The following is a 17,730-nucleotide window of genomic DNA, read 5'->3' as shown; positions in this document are numbered from 1 at the left end:
AAGACGTGGCGGGTGAACCGCCAGATGATGTGGTGCCCGTCTTGGGGCGCGGTTTGTCTCTCTCAGGGCACGTGTCTCAATCGGCTCTTTGCGCCTTGTCGCGCCGCCTCATAGGGCTATCGTCAGGGCTCAAATCTGACCGGAGGACCCTGATGAAAATCGAATACCTGCACACGATGGTGCGTGTTCTCGATCTTGAGAAATCGATCGCGTTTTACGAGATGCTGGGGCTCAAGGAGCGGCGGCGCATCGAGAATGACAAAGGCCGCTTCACGCTGGTCTTCCTGTGCCCGCCCGGCCAAGAGGATGGGCGCGCAGATGTCGAGCTGACCTGGAACTGGGACGGCGATAGCGGTCTGCCCTCTGACAGCCGCCATTTCGGCCATCTCGCCTACCGGGTCGAGAATATCTACGAGCTGTGCCAGTCGCTGATGGATAACGGCGTGACGATCAATCGGCCGCCGCGCGATGGCCATATGGCCTTCGTGCGTTCCCCCGACAATGTGTCGGTCGAGCTGCTGCAGATGGGAGAGCCCCTGCCGATCCAGGAGCCGTGGTCGAGCATGGAGAATTCCGGGAGCTGGTAAGCGGCCCGGAGGAGGGGCTCTGCCCCTCGGCGCTTCGCGCCTCACCGCGGGGATATTTGGATCAAGAGGAAGGGGCCGCAGACGGCTATTTCCGAAAGTGATCTTTAAGTTTTTCAAAGGGGCTGCGGGGGGACTCAGCAGCCCTTTTTTGTACCGGGGCCGGAGCTGCGCCGGGGGCATCGCTGGCGGGTGTGGGCTTGCCTTGTGTTCCGGTTGAGGGGCGCGGGGGGCTGACGCGCAGGGCCACGGCATTGAGGAATTTCGGCCCATTGCCCGCAGCCAGCTCGACCGCCCCATCCGAGATTCCGCGCAAAAGATCATCGAGCATGTCCTGCTCGGATTTGGCAAAATCGCTGAGCACATAGCCTGCCACCCGGTCTTTATGGCCTGGATGACCAATACCAAGGCGCACCCGCGCATATTCAGGGCCGAAATGCTGATGGATGGAGCGCAGCCCGTTATGGCCCGCATGGCCGCCACCTTGCTTCACGCGGCATTTTCCGGGGGCAAGGTCGAGCTCATCGTGAAAGACGGTGATCTCGCTGGTGTCGGTTTTGTAGAAATCGGCGGCTGCCCGCACGGATTGGCCCGAAAGGTTCATGAAGGTTTCGGGTTTGAGAAGGACGATGCGCTCCGAGCCGAGGCGGCCTTCGCTGACCTGACCTTGGAATTTCGCGCGCCACGGTCCGAAATGATGATCTTGTGCAATCCGGTCCAGCGCCATGAAGCCGATATTATGGCGGTTCCGGGCGTATTTCGCGCCGGGATTTCCCAGACCAACCCAAAGTAGCATCGCGACATGCCTCCGTCCGCTTCGACCCGGGGCGTCGCCCTGATCGCGCGCCCTTCCGCTTTAGGGGTATTTCAAGCGGACCGGGGAGGAAAGGGGGCGCAGGCGATCAGGGCAGGAGCATCTCGTCTTTGAAGGCCCGGGTCTCGGCGCGACGTGCCGCGAGGGCCGCGCGCAGTTGCAGCGTTGTTTCATGAGTCCGGCAGGCATCTTGCTGATGAATGCGGACCTCTGTTTCTGCGAGCAGGCGATCAACTATCGGTTGCTGCTTGGACCAGTTCGGTGCAGGCTGCGAACGTTGCGTTTTGCGAGCTTCTCGAGTCCTGAGCAGTTCGCTGTTGCGCTCAGCGCGCTTTTGCATGCGCGTTCCAGGGCGAAAGCTTGTTGGGACGCAGGCTGCAGCCGCCTGAAAAAGCGCAGATTTCTGCTGGTGGATATATGCCAGCACATCTGAAGTCGTTACTTTTTTCATGGCGCTCTCTTTCGCGAGACTCATCTATAGGTTGCAATCACCCTATCGCAATCATTGCGAATTGCGACGGAAATATTCTCACATTCACGTGAGGGTCGCCAAAAAGTTGCATTTCGATCATGCGGATAGGTGTTTTGAGAGTGGTATTGAGGGGCGGCGGAGCCATGAGAAAAGGCGGCAACCCAGAGGGTGCCGCCTTAATTTGAAGCGTATCGTGAGGCTTGCGAGGATTACTCCTCGGCGTTGGCCTCTTCGCCTTCGGCATCCGCATCGTCGTCAGAGGAGCCGCCGCCGAAGCCTTTGGGCTGTGCGACATTGGCGATGACAAAGTCACGGTCGATCGTGGGCTTGGCGCCTTTGGGCAGCGTCACGTCCGAGATGTGGATGGTGTCGCCGATGTCTTTGCCTTCGAGGTCGACAACGATCTGATCAGGAATATCGCCTGCCAGCACGTTCAGTTCGACTTCCGGACGCACGGCCACGAGGGTGCCGCCACGCTTGAGACCGGGGGCCTTCTCGTGGTTGATGAACTCAACATGCACGAAAAGCGAGATCCGCGAGTTGCGGTGCGTACGCATGAAATCAACGTGGGTCGGCAGATCCTTGACCACGTCTTTCTGCACGCCGCGGCAGATCACGCGGACATCTTCTTCGCCAGCCATCTTCAGGTTGAAGAGGGTCGACATGAAGCGGCCCTTGCGCAGGCGCGTCAGAAGCTTGTTGTAGTCGAGGTTGATCGCGATCGGGTCGCGGCCGTCACCGTAGACGACGCCGGGTACGAGGCCCTCGCGGCGAGCTTTGCGGGCGGCCCCCTTGCCTGTCCCCGAGCGCGCCACGGCGTCGAGAGTTTCGATCTCTTTTGCCATTGCTGGTCTCCAATTTGTCAAAATGGTGGGCTGCCTCCAAGGGTGTCGGGCCCACAAGTCCGCGCGGATACTTGGCATCGGGGCTGAAAGCAAGGGGATTCGTACCTATGCGGCGCCTCAAGGACCACTTGGCGTGGCCGGGGCGCGATGATAGCGCTAGCGGGTATCGGAAATATGGGGGCGCGCAATGGGGCTCAAGACAGTGATAGCGACGAGCCGTGCAACCGGGGTGGGGCTCGGCGCGCTTGGGTTCTTCTGGGGCGGGTTTGCCGCTTTGATGCCCGACTGGCAGGCGCGCGCCGGTGTCTCGGACGGGGTTTTGGGGCTCTTGCTGCTGCTCTCGGCCGTGGGCGGAATGAGCGGGATGGCTGCGGGGCCGCGGGTGCAATCCGGGCTGGGGCGCGTGGCGCTGCCGGTTCTCACGCTCCAACTGGGGCTTGTCGGGATGGTGGCTTGGGCGATTGGTTCGCCGCTGGCATTGGGTTTGGTGCTGCTGTGGCTGGGCTGGTCGATGTCGGGGCTTGATATTGCGAGCAATGTCGAGATTTCGCATCGCGAGGCGCAGATCGGGCTCTCCTTGATGAACTGGAACCATGCGCTGTTTTCCTTTTGCTTCGCGGCGAGTGCGGGCCTGAGCGGCGTTGCGCGGCGCGCAGGTGCTGAGCCGGGCTGGATCATGGCGCTGGTCGGCGCGCTCGTGATCTGCGCGGCGCTCGCGACCTATGAACCGCCGGCTCAGCCGCGCGAAGGCTCCGAGCCGGGGGCTGCGCGCGCCAAGACGCCGTGGCTGGTGGTCATCCCGGCGGGCGCGATGTTGTTTTTCGCCTTCGTGGCCGAGAACTCCACCGAAAGCTGGTCGGCTTTGCATATCGAGCGCAATTTCCACGCCGCGGCGGGCGAGGGGGCGTTCGGCCCGATGATGCTGGGGCTGACGATGGGGATGGGGCGGCTCTTTGGTCAGATCGTGGCGGCACGTCTGGGCGAGCGGCGTCTGATCGTGCTGTCGGCCTGTATCGGCGCGTTTGGCGCGCTTTTGACGGCGCTCGCTCCGATCAAGCTGCTGGCGATTTTGGGCATCGCGCTGATCGGGATCGGGGCGGCGGTGGTCGTGCCCTCGACCAATTCGCTCTTGGGGCGCAGAGTAAAGCCCCGCGCCCGACCGCTGGCCCTGTCGCGGGCCTGGCTGATCGGGTTCACCGGCTTTTTCATCGGGCCGGTCGCGATGGGCGCGATTGCCGAAGGCGTGGGGCTTCGCTGGGCCTTTGGGGTCGTGGCCGTGATCATGGCGGCCATCGTGCCGGGATTGCTCCGCTTGCTGAAAGCGCCTCAGGAATAGCTGTCGAAGAAGTCCTTGGGCACCAGAAGGTTGTGACGGCCGAGCGCTGCGGGGGTTGTCTCGCCACACAGCGCCATCGTCGTGTCGAGCTCTTTCTGGATCACCTCGAGCGCGCGGGTCACGCCCGGCTCGCCCATCGCGCCCAGCCCGTGGATATAAGCCCGTCCGATCATCACGCCTTTCGCCCCCAGCGCCAGCGCCTTGAGCACATCCTGCCCCGAGCGGATGCCGCTATCCATCCAGACCTCGGTCTTGTTGCCGACAGCCTGCACGATGGAGGGCAGCACGCGCAGCGAGGACAAAGCCCCGTCCAACTGGCGCCCGCCATGGTTCGAGACCACGATCGCATCAGCGCCCGTCGCGGCGGCCAGCTCGGCGTCTTCGGGGTTGAGGATACCCTTCAAGATCACCTTGCCGCCCCACATATCCATCAAGTGCTTGATCCGGTCCCAATCGAGCCTTTGATCGAATTTCGCCGCTGTCCAAGCCGCCAGCGAGGAAGTATCGCCCTCCATCTCGACATGGCCGACGATATTGCCAAAGAACCGCCGCTTGGTTTGCAGCATCTCAAGGCCCCAGCGCCATTTCGTCGCGAGATCGGCTAGGACTGCCGGGGTTAGCTTGGGCGGCGTCGTCAGCCCGTTCTTGAGGTCCTTGTGGCGTTGCCCCAGCAGTTGCAGATCGACGGTGATCACCAGCGCCGAGCAGCCTGCCGCCCGCGCGCGCTCCAGCACCCGCCGGTTATAATCGTCATCGGTCAGCGTGTAGATCTGGAACCAGAACGGCGCGCTTGTGTGTTCGGCCACATCTTCGATGGAGCAGACCGACATCGTGGACAGGGTGTAGGGCACGCCGAATTTCTCGGCGGCTTTCGCAGCCTTGATCTCGCCATCGGCACGCTGCATCCCGGTGAGCCCAACCGGCGCGAGTGCCACCGGCATCGCGCGGTTCTCGCCCAGCATCGGCCCTGCGGTCGAGCGGCCCGTCAAATCCACAGCGACTTTCTGGTTCAGCCGGATCTGTGCGAAATCGGTCGTGTTCTCGCGAAAGGTCTGCTCGGTATACGAACCGCTCTCGGCGTAATCGTAGAACATCTTGGGGGTGCGGCGTTTGTGCAGCCGCTTGAGATCGTCGATGCAGGTGATCACGGGCATGGGTTTTCCTCCCCCTCTTGCTCCCGTCGTTCTTAGCGCTTGGCTGACACCTGTGCAATTGGCCAGCGCGGGCGGCATGCGGTCGCGTCGGGAAGACGCGGCGGGCGCGCCTTAGAAGTCGACGGAGACGCCCGGCAGATCGAGTTCCTTCAGAAGATCGCGCAATTCCTGCCGTGCGGCGACATTGGAGATATTGAGGTTCTCGATCCCCAGATCCTTGAGGTCGAGCAGCGTCAGCCCGCGCGGGAACAATTCGCGGAAGATCACCCGCTCGGCAAAGCCCGGAGCGACGCGGAAACCGATCCGCTTGGAGAGCTGTTCGAGCGCCGCGCCGACCTTGCGCTTGTTGTGCATCTGCTGGGCGCCCACGCGATTGCGCAGCACGATCCAGTCAATCGGCTTGAGCCCGGCCTTGGCGCGCAACTGACGCGCCGACCAGACCATCTCGGAATAGATCGAGGGGCCGATCACCTTCGAGGTCACCGGATCAATCCGCGCGAGCAGGTCGAAATCGATGAAGCTGTCATTGAGCGGCGTGACCAGCGTATCGGCCAGCGAATGGGCGACCTGGCTCAGCCGGGTATGCGAGCCGGGGCAGTCGATCAGGATGAAATCGCAGCTTTGCTCCATCTCGGCGACCGCGGTGGACAGGCGGTGATCGAAGGGGTTCTCGCCGGGATCGAGGCTGGCCGTGTCGACCTCGGGCAGCTCGCGGTAATCGGGGGTCGGCAGATCGAGGGACTCGCGGGCGCAAAAGGCCAGCCGGTTCTCGATATAGCGCCCGAAACTGCGCTGGCGCAGGTCGAGATCGAGCGCACCGACGCGCCAGCCCATCCGAGCCAGCGCGGTGGCCACGTGCATCGAAGTGGTGGATTTCCCCGAGCCACCCTTTTCATTGCCCATCACGATGATATGCGCCACGTTCCAATCCCCGCCCTGTCTTGTGTTTCGTCCCTTGGCAGACACTATAGATTGTCACAAGACACGGTGGAAGACTATGTAAAGGGCCGCATGCCACGACAGGAGGAAACACTGTGTTTTGGCAACAGGCGGGGCGTTTTGCGCCGCGATTGGCGCAAAATGGGCATCGGGATCGCGGTGGTGAGGCGGCTCACCGGGCGTGAAACTCAGCTTTGCTGCATCCGGTCGATATAGGCGCGCAGTTCCTCGGCCTCGTGGCGGGCATCACGCAGCCCCTCCATCGCGGCGCGCAGCTCGGCCTCGGACTGGCTGAGCTGGTTGGTCAGCTCGGCTTCGCGCTGCTCGAAATAGCTCAGTGTTTGATCGCGGTTTTCCTCGGCCTCATGCAGCGCCTGCGCCATCTGCTCCAGCTCGCCCATATCGGCGCGGCTGACGCGGGTCAGGCGGTGGATCAGCCAAGAGGCAAACCAGCCAAGGGCGAAAGCGACGAAGAGGATGATCGCGGTGGCGATGACGAATTCGGTTCTGTTCATGGCCTGTCCTCTTAGCCTTTGGTCTGAAGATCTTGCGGGCGGTCGGCTGGACGTGGCGTGCCGTCCTTGGGCGTTTCCACCGGGATCGCGTCGGATTGCGGCGCGCTATCCGCATCGGGGGCCGCTTGGGTATCGCTATCCGTGGCCGCGCCATCATCGCTTGCCGCAGCGCCATCATCGGTGATCGGGCCGGTCCAGTTGGGCGTGCCCTCCGCGCTGGAGTCGCTGTCATCCCCGACCGGGGTTTCGTCGAGCAGAACGAACTCGATCCTGCGGTTTTGCTCGCGACCGTCTTCCGTGGAATTGGTCGCGATCGGCTGTGCCTCGCCATAGCCCTTGGCCACGAGGTTCCCGATCAGAACGCCGCGCGACAAAAGCCCCGAGATGACGGCCTGCGCGCGCTCTTGCGAGAGCTGCAGGTTCATTTCGGCGCGGCCCTGATTGTCGGTGTAGCCGTCCACCTCCATGCGGAAATCGGTGCAGTTCTTCATGGCAGCTGCCAGCGCGTCGAGCGCCTTGAGGCTGTCCGAGGAGACCTGCGCGGAGCCGGGATCGAAATTGACTTTGGCGGTCTTGAGTGAGCCATTGAGCCGTGCCACGCATTCCTTGCCATCGGGCAGGGCAAGCGAGGCATCCAGACGCTTGTCGTATTTCACCTCGAGATCCATTTTCACGTCCTCGCCGATTTTACCGGTTAGGATGCGCGAAATTGCGTCAGAAGCCTGCGGATCCCCGGTATTGCCCGTCACGGTGATATCCTTGGGCGTCACCGTCAGCGTTCCGTCATGCAGCAATGCTAGCGCCTCGAGGCCTGCCAGCGTGCGCACCGTCCAGCCCGCCGGAAGCGTCTTGTCGATCCGGGTGGCGCCATGCACCTTATCATGGCCAAACTGCGCGCGGGCATAGCTCTCGACCGCTTCGCGCTGCCGGGCATCAAGCACACGCCCCTTAAGATCGACCGAGCCCTTGCCGTCGCGCGTTGCGGTAAAGACGGCCTCTTCGGCCTTGGCATTTGCCTTGGGCTCCAAAGTCGATTTGAGCGAGAAGACCTGCGGCAGGTTCGATTCCAGTTCGCCCACCACGTCGTCGAAGGTTTTCTGCGGCACGCTCGATTTCGCGTTCAGTACGATATCGGCATCCGAGAAGGTGACCGACGCCGCCCCCAGAGTACCCACCGCCTTGATCGCCATCACGGCGGCTTTCGACCAGTCGGGGGAGGGCACCCCCATCCCGATCGTGCAGCTCAGAGTGCCCTTGGCGCCTGCGGCGCGCGCGGCGGCGAGGATCTCGTTACGGGCTTTCTCGGTATCGGCAGAGCAGGCATCGAAATGCGGTCCTTCGCCATCGTCATCCGTGCCCACAAGGAAGCGAAGCGTGAAGGGCGTGATCACGGGGCGCGGTGCGGAGATGTCGAAATCGAGCTTGAGATCGGAGGGCCGGCGGCGCGTGAGAGACGTCTCCACGCGGCCCTTCTCGGCGCGGCTGTCGGTGATCGCCTGCACCGAGACCTTGCCCGGCACGACCGAGACCTTGGAGCGCGGCAGCGTCTCAAGCGTCGTCAGGCCGAATTTCATCGCTTCATCCCAGCCCGCTGGCGTGGGGTAATCGGCGGTATCAAGCATATCCGTGATGCTTTCGTCAGAGACCGATTTCTTCAGCTCGGCGACAATCGCGTCGCGGTCGACCGCAGCCGGAACCAGCCCGATCAGCGAGATCCCGTTTTCGTTGCGCAGCATTTGCATCGAGAAGGGCGGCGGGCTGATATCCTTGGCCTGCTCCACATCGGTGTTGTCGACGACGCGCGAGCTGTCGACATATTTGTCGGCCAGCGAGACGGCACGGAAGCGCTCGGCCTCGGTGGGCGCGGTGCCGTTGAGGATCACCTGCAACCCGTCGGTCTGCACCTGAACCCAGTCATGGCCCTGCGTCTCCATCGCCACGCGGACTTCGCTGCGCGAGCGTTTCTCGATTACAGTGGCGGCCCCTCCCGCGATCACCACCGACAGGATCAGGGCAAGGACGAAGGCTGCGATGGTTATGAGTGTGCTGCGCGCGCGCATGGGTCTGGGATCCTCCCCGGTGGACTCGGCAGCCCTTCCTTACGGTGCGGGGGCCCGGGGATCAATCGTCACGGCTCTACACGAATGCGCCAATGGCAAGAAACAGCGCGGCCAGAAGCCCCGTGTCGCGGTTTGAGCGGAACAGCGAGAGGCAGATATCGGGGTTGTCGATATCGAGCCTGCGCATCTGGCGCAGCATGTGAAGGGCCATGGCCACGGGCGCACACAGCGCCACGGCAAGGCGCAACGGCGATGCACCGGGCAAAAGCGCCGCCAGCACCGCAAGGCTCATCAGCCCGACCGAGGCGATGAGGAAACCGCCCAGCCATTTCGCGCTATCATCGCCAAACAGACGCGCGGTTGATTTCACCCCGATCAGCGCGTCGTCCTCTTTGTCCTGATGGGCATAGATCGTGTCGTAAAACAGCGTCCAGACCAACCCTGCGAAATACAAAAGCACCGGCGGCCAAGCGAGGCTCCCGGTATGGGCAACCCACGCCAGAAGCGCGCCCCAGTTGAATGCGATGCCAAGAAAGATCTGCGGCCACCACGTGAAGCGCTTGGCAAATGGGTAGACGGCGACGGGGGCCAGAGCGACGATCCCAAGGACAATCGCGGGCAGGTTGAAGGTCAGCAGGATCGCGAATGAGATCAGCGATTGGATCACAGCCCAGGCCAAGGCCTGCCGGGTGGTGACCTGCCCCGAGGGGATCGGGCGTGAGCGGGTCCGTGCCACCTCGCCGTCGATATCGCGATCGGTGATGTCGTTCCATGTGCAGCCCGCGCCGCGCATCAAGATTGCGCCAATCCCGCAGCCCGCAGCGATCCACAGGTCGAACCAGCGAAAGCCGCCGGTTGAGGCCGCCGCCAGCGCCACGCCCCACCAGCAGGGCAGCAACAGCAGCCACGTCCCGATGGGCCGATCCGCCCGGCTCAGCCGCAGATAGGGGCGCGCCCATGGCGGGGCGATCCGGTCCACCCAGTTGCCGTCATAAGCATCGGCCACAGTGCCGCCATCATCGGAGGTTTGAGCCTCTGGCATTTCGGGATGTCCGCTCATAAAGTCCGCCTCATGGAACGTGCCAAGATCAGGCTCTCAATAGAGCACCCACTGGGTCCGGGGCAAGCGGTGCCGCTTGAACCCGATCAGGCCCACTATCTTTTTGCGGTGATGCGACTCGAAGTCGGCGCCCGTGTCGCGCTGTTCAATGGGCGCGATGGTGAATGGACCGCAGAGGTCGTCGAGGCCCATAAAAAGCGGGGCATCCTTGCCTGTGTCGAGCAGGCGGCCCCTCAGCTCGACCCGCCCGATCTGTGGCTCCTGTTTTCGCCGATCAAGAAGGAGCGCACCGACTTCATCGTCGAGAAAGCCTGCGAGCTGGGCTGCGCGCGGGTGCTCCCGGTGCAAAGCGCCTTTACCAATTCCGCGCGGATCCGTCAGGACCGGCTGCAAGCCCATGCCAAAGAGGCCGCCGAGCAATGCCTTGGCACCTTCGTGCCACCGGTCGAGGATCTGCAACCGCTCGCAAAGCTGCTTGAGGGGTGGGATCCGTCGCGCCGGATCCTCTGGGCCGATGAGGCGCTGGTTGGCCCGGCTCAGACGCTGGCGGACCTGCCACCCGGACCTTGGGCCATCCTGATCGGCCCCGAGGGGGGCTTTTCCCCCGCCGAACGCGCCAGCTTGCGTGCGCTCCCCTTCGTGACCCCGATCAGCCTTGGTCCCCGGATCTTGCGGGCCGACACGGCTGTGTGCGCGGCGATCACCCTGTGGCAGTCGGCGATCGGGGACTGGACGTGATCCGTCCCGAGATCAGCGCTGTGCTCTCACGTTGGCGTGAGGTGATCGCGGCGGGCGGCGTCTGCGTCTTCGGCCTGTGGCTGATCTGGTTGGGTGGCTGGTTTCTGATGCCACTGGGCGCGCTTGTCATTGCCATCGGTCTTGGCTGGGCGGTGATCGGCTGGCGCAGGCTGCGCTTTGCCCGCGCGATCAGCGCGCCGGGGCTGGTCGATGTCGTGGAAGGGCGCATTTCCTATTTCGCCGCCTCGCGCGCCCAAGCTCTGCCCGCTCCGGGGGGCGGGGCACCGCAGGGGCTTGGCGGAGAGGTCGCGCTGCGCGAGCTGGTCGAGATCCGGCTTTTGCGGCTGTCGGGCCGCCAATATTGGCGGCTGCGCACGCGCGAGGGCGAGGCGATCATGATCCCGCTCGATGCGGCAGGGGCCGAGGCGCTCTATGACGCGTTCGCAAGCCTGCCCGGCATCGATATGGGTGAGCTCTCGGCCGCACCGGGCCGCGCGCTTGCGATGCAAGCCCTTTGGCGTCGCAAATAAGCACAACGGTTTCGCGCTTGACTTGGCGCGCCTGCCGCGCCACCTGTTTCCCCCCGGAAAACGAGCGTGTGAGGGTTTGATGTCCATTCCGCAAGAGGGCGGCGGCCCGATCGAAAAGTTCGAGCAGCTGGCAGAATATCTCGCCGCTGGCGAGAAGCCGCGCGAGGCGTGGCGCATCGGGACCGAGCACGAGAAATTCGGCTATTGCGCCGATGCGCAACTCCCGCTGCCCTATGAAGGCCCGCGCTCGATCGAGGCGATGCTCACAGGGCTGCGCGACCGTTTCGGCTGGAGCCCGGTCGAAGAGCAGGGCAAGCTGATCGGTCTGGAACGCGAGGGTGCCAATGTCAGCCTTGAGCCGGGCGGCCAGTTGGAACTCTCGGGCGCACCGCTCGAGACGATACACCAGACCTGCGACGAGGTGAACGCCCATCTGCGCGAAGTGCAAAGCGTGGCCGATGATATCGGCGCGCGCTTCATCGGCCTCGGTGCGGCCCCGATCTGGAGCCAAGAGCAGATGCCGATGATGCCCAAAGGGCGCTACCGGCTGATGACGGATTACATGAAAGATGTGGGCACGCTCGGCACCCAGATGATGTATCGCACCTGCACCGTTCAGGTGAATCTCGATTTCTCCTCCGAGCAGGACATGGTGCGCAAGATGCGTGTCGCGCTGGCGCTTCAGCCCGTTGCCACCGCGCTGTTCGCCAATTCGCCGTTTCTGGACGGCAAGCCCAATGGCATGAAAAGCTGGCGTGCGCATATCTGGCAAAACCTTGATGACGCGCGCACCGGCATGCTGCCTTTCATGTTCGAGGACGGCGCGGGCTATGATGCCTATGTGGATTACGTGCTCGATGTGCCGATGTATTTCGTCTACCGCGATGGGAAATATATCAACGCTCTGGGCCAATCGTTCCGCGATTTCCTGAAGGGCGAACTGCCTGCGTTGCCCGGCGAAAAGCCGACGCTGAGTGATTGGGCGGATCACCTCACGACGGTCTTCCCCGAAGCGCGCGCAAAGAAATATATCGAGATGCGTGGCGCCGATGGCGGACCGTGGCGCCGCCTCTGCGCGCTCCCGGCCTATTGGGTGGGCCTCTTGTATGACGAGACCGCGCTAGACGCGGCCCATGATCTGATCCGGGGCTGGGATGCCGAGACCCGCGACGGGCTACGCGTGGCTGCGGCCCGCGATGCGCTGCAAGGCGAGTTCAACGGGATCCGCCTGCATGATCTGGCACGTGAAACCGTGGCGATCTCTAAGGCAGGCCTCGCCGCACGCGCCCGTCCCGGCGCCGGTGGCCTGATCCCCGACGAGACCCATTTCCTCAATACGCTTGAGGAGACGGTTGAATCGGGCCGCACCCCGGCAGACGAGCTGTTGGAGAAATATCACGGTGCATGGCAAGGCGACCTGAGCCGGATCTACGAAGATTATAGCTACTGAGAGCGGGCAGGGGGCGCTGCCCCCTCTTCGGCTGTGCCGAATTCACCCCTGAGGTATTTTGGCCAAGATGAAGAGAACAGCCACGCCTCTCTTCCGCTTGATCCAAATATCCCGGGGGAGTAGTCAAAGCCGCAGGGTTTGGCTGCGGGGGCAGAGCCTCCAAGCTTTTGGGTTCGGGAGTTTATGCAAGTCCTGCGATGATGGCGCGTAGCGTGGCGATGCCGTCGCCTTTCTCGGAAGAGGTAACGATGATCTCGGGATAGGCGGCCGGGTGCGCCGCGAGTGCCCCGCGCACCTGTTCGATCGCCTTTTCACGGTCTTTCACGCCCACCTTGTCGGCCTTGGTCATGACGACCTGAAAGGTCACGGCGGCACGGTCGAGAAGGGTGAGGATCTCTTCGTCGACGGCTTTCACGCCGTGCCGCGTGTCGATCAGCACGAAGGCCCGGCGCAGCGTGGCGCGGCCCGAGAGATATTCTTTCAGAAGCGCTTGCCATTTCGCGACCACGGCCACCGGGGCCTGCGCAAAGCCATAGCCCGGAAGGTCGACCAGATAGGGGCCGTCTTGCGTCGTGAAATAGTTGATCTCCTGCGTCCGCCCCGGGGTATTGGAGGCCCGTGCGAGGTTCTTGCGGTTTGTCAGCGCATTGATAAGGCTCGACTTGCCGACATTGGAGCGGCCCGCAAAGCAGACCTCCAGCCGGTCGGCAGGCGGCAGGCCTGACATCGCAACCACGCCTTTGAGGAATTCGACCGGGTTGGCGAACATCATGCGCCCGGCCTCGCGGGAGAACTCGTCGGGTTCTTCAGCCAGCGGGAATGGCAGTGCCATCAGATCACCTCCACCGGGTCACCCCGGGCAATGTCGCCAGCCTCGATCACGGAGCAGAACACCCCAAGATCTGTGTGGCCATAATGGGTCTCAAGAGCTTTGAGCATGTCGATATCGCGCAGGCCCGTCGATGGGTTGGCATCCGTGGCCCGGCAGCGACCGATCCGTGCGACCGGTTCCAGCACGGCCTCGCCGATGCGCAGATGCTTTCCGATCAGGTCGAACTCGGCGAAAGGCGCCCAGCCATCGACCCACAGGTTGGCGCGAAACCGCGGGCGTGCCAGCGGCTGGCCGAGTTTGGCGCCGAGATCCTCAAGAGAGGCCGCGCCGATCAGCGAGATCAGCGGGCGGGACTGGTCCATCAGCGGCTGGTCGTCGGGTGCTCGCAGCAGGGCGGTTGGCTGTGGCTTGTCGAACGGCCAGATCGGGCGCAGCCATTCGAAGAGCTTGTCGGCATCTTCCGGGCGGGTCGGGTCGATTTCGATATGCCACAGGTCAGGATGTTCGAGCATCAGCCGCCCATCCTCGCGGCTGTGCAGAGTGACGGCCATCAGGGCAGGGCAGGAGGCTCCGGTCAGGAAGTTGATCTTGCGCGCCCATTCGGCAGCGCCCCCCTGGCCGTCCTGTACGAGTTTGGACTTCGCATGGGCCACGGCCCAGACCCTGTCAAAAGGCAAGGCGCGCCCCCTTTCGAGGGGCGCGCTTTTGATTTCTTCCCATCCGATGGCTTTGATCGGGTGGCGAAAGATATGGGCCAGGTGACCGGTCATTTCCCGTCGGTAGCCGTTTTCTTACGTTTGAAACTCGACCTGATGTTGCCAAACAGATCTGGCCGTTTTCCATGCATCGACATGATCGTGTACTGCTGCATGAAGGTGATCGTGTTGTTGGTGATCCAGTACAGCACGAGACCGCTGGCAAAGCTGCCCAGCATGAACATGAAGACCCACGGCATCCATGCAAAGATCATCGCCTGCGTCGCATCGGTCGGCGCGGGGTTGAGCTTTTGCTGGAACCACATCGACACGCCCAGCAGGATCGGCAGGATGCCGAGCGAGATGATGTGCAGCGGCGAGGTGATGGCGGGAGCTGCGTAGGGCAGCAGGCCGAACAGGTTCAGGATCGAGCTGGGATCGGGCGCTGAGAGGTCATGGATCCAGCCCAGCCACGGGGCGTGGTAAAGCTCGATCGTGACGTAGATCACCTTGTAGAGAGAGAAGAAGATCGGGATCTGGATCAGCATCGGCAAACAGCCCGCAGCGGGGTTCACCTTATGCTTCTTGTAGAGCTCCATCATCCCTTGCTGCATCTTTTGGCGGTCGCCGCCTGCGGCTTCCTTCATCTTCTCCATTTCGGGCTGCAGCTCTTTCATGCGCGCCATCGAGATGTAGGATTTGCGGGCCAGCGGGAAGACGATCAGCTTGATGATGAAGGTCAGCGCGATGATCGCCCAGCCCATGTTGCCGATCGCGTCATGCAGGAAATGCAGCAGGCGGAACATCGGCTTGGTCAGGAAGAAGAACCAGCCCCAGTCGATCGAGTCGACGAAGTTCTGGATTGGAACATTGTCTTGATAGTCGCGCAGGGTTTCCCATTCCTTGGCACCCGCAAAGAGATGCGTCGAGGCATCGCCCGTTGCGCCGGGGGCCACGTCGATTACGGGCAGGCGCGACTCGGTCTGGTAGATATTGGACGCTTCACCCGAATATTTCACGACCGAGGTGAAGGGCCCCGAGACCGGCGCGAGGATCGTCTGCCAGTATTTATCGGTGAAGCCGATCCAGCCCGCTTTCTGGGCCTGAAGCACCTGCGCCTGACCTTCGGCGCCCTGATTGTCGAGCTTGGTGATGTTTTTGTACTTCACCTCTTCCAGCTCGCCATCGGTCATCCGCACAGCGCCCTCGAAGAGGACGTAGACGCGACGTTCCTCGGGGATGCCGTGCCGCGCGATAATGCCGTAAGGCGCCAACTTCACCGGCTTGTCGGTGCCGTTTTTCACCGATTGCTTGATGGTGAAGAGATATTTGTCATCGACCGAGATCTCGCGCTGGAAGGTCAGGCCATGGCCGTTGTCCCATTGCAGCGTAATCGGGGTCGAGGGCGTCAGCTCGCCGGTGCCAACCTGACTCCAGAGCGTGTCTGGGCCGGGCACCTGATTGGCGGGCAGGTCGCCTGCGGGCGACCAGCCATAGACGACGTAATAGGGCTTGGTCGTGCTGCCGTCGACGCCACCGATCGGGGTCAGAAGGCGGACATCGGGCGAATCTTTGGCCAGCGTTTCTTTGTATTTCTTGAGCGACAGGTTATCGAGCCGGCCCCCTGCGAGCGAGATCGACCCTTCGACTTCGGGCGTCTCGATCCGAATGCGCGGTGCGTTCTGCACGTTGCTGCCCAGCGTGGCGGCGGCTGTTGCGGGCGCGGTACCCGGGCTGGCCTGCGGCGCGCTTGCCGAGGTAGACGCTGCACCGGGCGCATTGGCCTGTTGCGTCGTCTGTCCGGCATTCGGTGCCGGCTGCTGTTGCTCGGGCGGGAAGAAGAAAGCCCAAGCCGCAATCACGACTGCCGAAAGCACGAGAGTTAGAAGAAGGTTCTTATTCTGATTGTCCATGAAGACGGAATCCACCAGCCTGCCCAAAGATGGGGAGGTTCAACAGAAGGGGGGGCCAAAGGTCAAGCCATTTTCCGGTCAATTCGCAGGGCGAGGGCCGAATGAGGCGCTTTGAGGTCCTTTTCTTCTGTCGTTTGGCGGGGTGGATGGCGCCCGCGGCGTCGGGAGCGGCGCTGGGGCGGGTGCGATCAGATCCGTCCCGAGCTGTCGATGCGGGGAGTCGCATCGAGCTTGGTGCGGTGCTGCCGGGACCAGTCACCGAGCTCTTCAAGCGGGATTGGCGGGGCAACGGCCGGTCCTTGGACAAGATTGCAGCCGAGCTGACCGAGCAGCGCATGTTCGCCAAGGCTTTTCGTGCCATCACCCACGGTTTGCACCCCCAGCCCTTCGCTGAGCGCGATTATAGCGGCGACGATGCGTTGTTGTTCGGGGTCCTGATCGATCCGGGCAATGAAGGCACGGTGGATGCACAGGCGATGCGCCTTGGCGCGCCGAATCATGGGCGCGGAGATCGGGCCGTCGCAGCCCATCGCCAGCTCGATGCGGCAGCCCAGGGCGTCGATCCGGGCAAGGTTGTCGGCGATTGTGGCGTCGTCGTGCTGCGCCAAAGCGTCCTGATGCACGATCAAGCAGATCCGCTGGGCACCGATTTCGAACCTGTCGAACTCCCATTTCAAGCGATCGACGAGTTTCGGATTGCGCAGCAGCCCGGTGCAAAGCGGCAGCGAAACCGGGCCGTAATCGACATCTGCACTGTCGAAATCGCGCAGCGCGCTGAGGGCCTGCAACAGCATCACCTCGGCGAAGCGGGTCTCCAGATCCGCAGCTTTGACGGCGGACAGAATGTCGTTTTCGGTCAGCATCCCACGTTTTCGGTGCAGCCAGCGGGGGATCGCCTGCAGCCCCGAGATTGCGCCTGTATCGGTCGAGAGTTGGGGCTGGAAGAACGCGCGGATCTGACCGTTTTCCAGCGCACCGATCACCTCTCGCTCCAGCTCTGAGCGTCGTTTTGCAGCGTCTTGGATCGCGCGCGAGTAGGAGCGGATGGCGCTGTGGCCGTTGCGCGCAGCTTCGCTCGCAGCGGTGCAGGCGGCACGGATCAGGGCGGATCCGCCTGCGGAAGGGGCGAGATCCATTCGGCAAAAGCCAATGTGGCAGGTCGGCTGTACCGCATGGGAGCCCAGCGAAATCGGTGTCTCGAACGCGGTCTGTAGCTTGGCGGAAAGCTGGATCAGTGCTTCTTGATCCAGCGCGGGCGAGGGGCGCAGCATCACCGCAAAGCGGGCTTCCTCCAGCCAGGCCAGCCGGTCGGAGTCGCGCAGCATGCCTGAGAGCCGTTCGGCACTGCGTTGCATGACGTCCTCGAAGCTGGATCGGGGCATTTGGCGCAACAGCAGCTCTGGCGCATCGAAGCCCACAACGATGCAGGCCGTGCGGCGCTCAGTGACCATGGCCTCAGTGAGATAGCTTTCCATGATCGCCTCGGCCTCTGCGCGCAGAGGCAGCCCGGTGACGGGATCGCGCGCGGCCTCTGGCGTCAGCGCGGGCGGGGGCAAGGGCCGCGTCATCCACGCCACAAGCAGCGCGGTCAGGCCCAGCAGCAGCAGGCCCTCAAGCCCGAACCAAAGCCCCGCGAGCGCCACGGCGGGCAGGAATACCACCAATTCCCGGCGGAGCAGCACGGGCCCCGCCGCAGGCTTGGACGATGCGCCGCGCCCAGACAGCCGCATTCCTTGGTTCATCGCCATCGTTCCCACCTCGCACAGACTGGCCCCAAGGGGCCGATTGCGCTG

The 17,730-nt window shown here is 63.2% G+C and carries 17 protein-coding genes; 5 read left to right on the top strand and 12 right to left on the bottom strand.

Annotation, left to right across the window (positions count from 1 at the left end; translation table 11 throughout):
* Nucleotides 1–152: 152 nt before the first annotated feature.
* Nucleotides 153–587 (top strand): VOC family protein, encoded by a 435-nt coding sequence (locus DL1_RS12205; RefSeq protein WP_038066561.1) that lies wholly within the window; start codon nt 153–155, stop codon nt 585–587.
* 85 nt (nt 588–672) lie between these two features.
* On the opposite strand, the gene pth is transcribed toward DL1_RS12205, so the two are convergent.
* The 3 genes from pth to DL1_RS12190 all read right to left on the bottom strand — a co-directional run bounded on the left by pth (nt 673) and on the right by DL1_RS12190 (nt 2,715).
* Nucleotides 673–1,380, bottom strand: a complete 708-nt coding sequence (pth, locus tag DL1_RS12200) for an aminoacyl-tRNA hydrolase (protein ID WP_038066559.1) — start codon at nt 1,378–1,380, stop codon at nt 673–675.
* Nucleotides 1,381–1,486: 106 nt separating this feature from the next.
* Nucleotides 1,487–1,849 (bottom strand): hypothetical protein, encoded by a 363-nt coding sequence (locus DL1_RS12195; RefSeq protein ID WP_038066556.1) that lies wholly within the window; start codon nt 1,847–1,849, stop codon nt 1,487–1,489.
* Nucleotides 1,850–2,079: 230 nt separating this feature from the next.
* Nucleotides 2,080–2,715, bottom strand: coding sequence for a 50S ribosomal protein L25/general stress protein Ctc (locus tag DL1_RS12190; RefSeq protein WP_038066554.1), 636 nt, complete (start codon nt 2,713–2,715; stop codon nt 2,080–2,082).
* Between the two features lie 187 nt (nt 2,716–2,902).
* Between DL1_RS12190 and DL1_RS12185 the strand changes: the two genes are divergently transcribed.
* Complete coding sequence (locus DL1_RS12185; protein WP_038066550.1) at nt 2,903–4,051, top strand: MFS transporter; 1,149 nt, start codon at nt 2,903–2,905, stop codon at nt 4,049–4,051.
* Here DL1_RS12185 and DL1_RS12180 read toward each other — a convergent pair.
* The 5 genes from DL1_RS12180 to ubiA form a co-directional block, all read right to left on the bottom strand.
* Nucleotides 4,042–5,205 carry an alpha-hydroxy acid oxidase gene (locus DL1_RS12180; RefSeq protein ID WP_038066547.1) on the bottom strand — a complete coding sequence of 388 codons (1,164 nt, stop codon included), beginning with the start codon at nt 5,203–5,205 and terminating at the stop codon, nt 4,042–4,044. The two genes, DL1_RS12185 and DL1_RS12180, sit on opposite strands and share 10 nt — an antisense overlap.
* A gap of 111 nt (nt 5,206–5,316) precedes the next feature.
* Entirely contained in the window at nt 5,317–6,126 is an 810-nt protein-coding gene (locus DL1_RS12175; protein WP_038066545.1) for a division plane positioning ATPase MipZ, read from the bottom strand.
* A gap of 206 nt (nt 6,127–6,332) precedes the next feature.
* The gene (locus tag DL1_RS12170) at nt 6,333–6,659 is read right to left on the bottom strand and encodes a hypothetical protein (RefSeq protein ID WP_038066542.1); all 327 of its coding nucleotides are present in this window, start codon (nt 6,657–6,659) and stop codon (nt 6,333–6,335) included.
* A gap of 11 nt (nt 6,660–6,670) precedes the next feature.
* Nucleotides 6,671–8,719, bottom strand: a complete 2,049-nt coding sequence (locus tag DL1_RS12165) for an OmpA family protein (protein WP_051693522.1) — start codon at nt 8,717–8,719, stop codon at nt 6,671–6,673.
* A 76-nt stretch (nt 8,720–8,795) separates the two neighbouring features.
* On the bottom strand, nt 8,796–9,779 hold the full coding sequence (ubiA, locus tag DL1_RS12160) for a 4-hydroxybenzoate octaprenyltransferase (protein WP_038066540.1): 984 nt from the start codon (nt 9,777–9,779) through the stop codon (nt 8,796–8,798).
* Nucleotides 9,780–9,791: 12 nt separating this feature from the next.
* Between ubiA and DL1_RS12155 the strand changes: the two genes are divergently transcribed.
* The 3 genes from DL1_RS12155 (at nt 9,792) to DL1_RS12145 (ending at nt 12,497) form a co-directional block, all read left to right on the top strand.
* Nucleotides 9,792–10,517, top strand: coding sequence for a 16S rRNA (uracil(1498)-N(3))-methyltransferase (locus DL1_RS12155; RefSeq protein ID WP_038066537.1), 726 nt, complete (start codon nt 9,792–9,794; stop codon nt 10,515–10,517).
* Entirely contained in the window at nt 10,514–11,047 is a 534-nt protein-coding gene (locus DL1_RS12150; protein ID WP_038066645.1) for a hypothetical protein, read from the top strand. Before DL1_RS12155 ends, DL1_RS12150 begins: the two co-directional genes overlap by 4 nt.
* 79 nt (nt 11,048–11,126) lie before the next feature.
* A complete protein-coding gene (locus tag DL1_RS12145; protein WP_038066535.1) occupies nt 11,127–12,497 on the top strand; it encodes a glutamate--cysteine ligase in 1,371 nt (456 codons plus the stop codon).
* Nucleotides 12,498–12,678: 181 nt separating this feature from the next.
* Here the strand turns inward: DL1_RS12145 and yihA are convergent, their stop codons facing one another.
* From yihA to DL1_RS12125, 4 genes are all read right to left on the bottom strand, one after another.
* Nucleotides 12,679–13,329: a ribosome biogenesis GTP-binding protein YihA/YsxC gene (gene yihA / locus DL1_RS12140; RefSeq protein WP_038066532.1), complete on the bottom strand. Its 651-nt coding sequence runs from the start codon at nt 13,327–13,329 to the stop codon at nt 12,679–12,681.
* The gene (locus DL1_RS12135) at nt 13,329–14,099 is read right to left on the bottom strand and encodes an MOSC domain-containing protein (protein ID WP_038066530.1); all 771 of its coding nucleotides are present in this window, start codon (nt 14,097–14,099) and stop codon (nt 13,329–13,331) included. The genes yihA and DL1_RS12135 overlap by 1 nt, the downstream gene beginning before the upstream one ends.
* Nucleotides 14,096–15,937, bottom strand: a complete 1,842-nt coding sequence (yidC, locus tag DL1_RS12130) for a membrane protein insertase YidC (RefSeq protein WP_038066528.1) — start codon at nt 15,935–15,937, stop codon at nt 14,096–14,098. Before yidC ends, DL1_RS12135 begins: the two co-directional genes overlap by 4 nt.
* 188 nt (nt 15,938–16,125) lie before the next feature.
* The gene (locus DL1_RS12125; RefSeq protein WP_162178751.1) at nt 16,126–17,679 is read right to left on the bottom strand and encodes an EAL domain-containing protein; all 1,554 of its coding nucleotides are present in this window, start codon (nt 17,677–17,679) and stop codon (nt 16,126–16,128) included.
* Between the last annotated feature and the right edge of the window lie 51 nt (nt 17,680–17,730).

Origin of the sequence: Thioclava dalianensis (genome assembly GCF_000715505.1) — a bacterium.
Taxonomy (GTDB): Bacteria; Pseudomonadota; Alphaproteobacteria; order Rhodobacterales; family Rhodobacteraceae; genus Thioclava; species Thioclava dalianensis.
The sequence above is the reverse complement of the archived record's forward strand: the minus strand, read 5'-3'. Positions and strand labels throughout refer to the sequence as shown.

Bases quoted from the DNA above. Each gene is read 5' to 3' on its own strand.
- yihA (WP_038066532.1), bottom strand. From the start codon at position 13,329: ATGGCACTGCCATTCCCGCTGGCTGAAGAACCCGACGAGTTCTCCCGC.
- DL1_RS12205 (WP_038066561.1), top strand. From the start codon at position 153: ATGAAAATCGAATACCTGCACACGATGGTGCGTGTTCTCGATCTTGAG.
- DL1_RS12165 (WP_051693522.1), bottom strand. From the start codon at position 8,719: ATGCGCGCGCGCAGCACACTCATAACCATCGCAGCCTTCGTCCTTGCC.
- yidC (WP_038066528.1), bottom strand. From the start codon at position 15,937: ATGGACAATCAGAATAAGAACCTTCTTCTAACTCTCGTGCTTTCGGCA.
- DL1_RS12125 (WP_162178751.1), bottom strand. From the start codon at position 17,679: ATGAACCAAGGAATGCGGCTGTCTGGGCGCGGCGCATCGTCCAAGCCT.
- DL1_RS12180 (WP_038066547.1), bottom strand. From the start codon at position 5,205: ATGCCCGTGATCACCTGCATCGACGATCTCAAGCGGCTGCACAAACGC.
- DL1_RS12170 (WP_038066542.1), bottom strand. From the start codon at position 6,659: ATGAACAGAACCGAATTCGTCATCGCCACCGCGATCATCCTCTTCGTC.
- DL1_RS12195 (WP_038066556.1), bottom strand. From the start codon at position 1,849: ATGAAAAAAGTAACGACTTCAGATGTGCTGGCATATATCCACCAGCAG.
- ubiA (WP_038066540.1), bottom strand. From the start codon at position 9,779: ATGAGCGGACATCCCGAAATGCCAGAGGCTCAAACCTCCGATGATGGC.
- DL1_RS12135 (WP_038066530.1), bottom strand. From the start codon at position 14,099: ATGACCGGTCACCTGGCCCATATCTTTCGCCACCCGATCAAAGCCATC.
- DL1_RS12190 (WP_038066554.1), bottom strand. From the start codon at position 2,715: ATGGCAAAAGAGATCGAAACTCTCGACGCCGTGGCGCGCTCGGGGACA.
- DL1_RS12185 (WP_038066550.1), top strand. From the start codon at position 2,903: ATGGGGCTCAAGACAGTGATAGCGACGAGCCGTGCAACCGGGGTGGGG.
- DL1_RS12145 (WP_038066535.1), top strand. From the start codon at position 11,127: ATGTCCATTCCGCAAGAGGGCGGCGGCCCGATCGAAAAGTTCGAGCAG.
- DL1_RS12155 (WP_038066537.1), top strand. From the start codon at position 9,792: ATGGAACGTGCCAAGATCAGGCTCTCAATAGAGCACCCACTGGGTCCG.
- pth (WP_038066559.1), bottom strand. From the start codon at position 1,380: ATGCTACTTTGGGTTGGTCTGGGAAATCCCGGCGCGAAATACGCCCGG.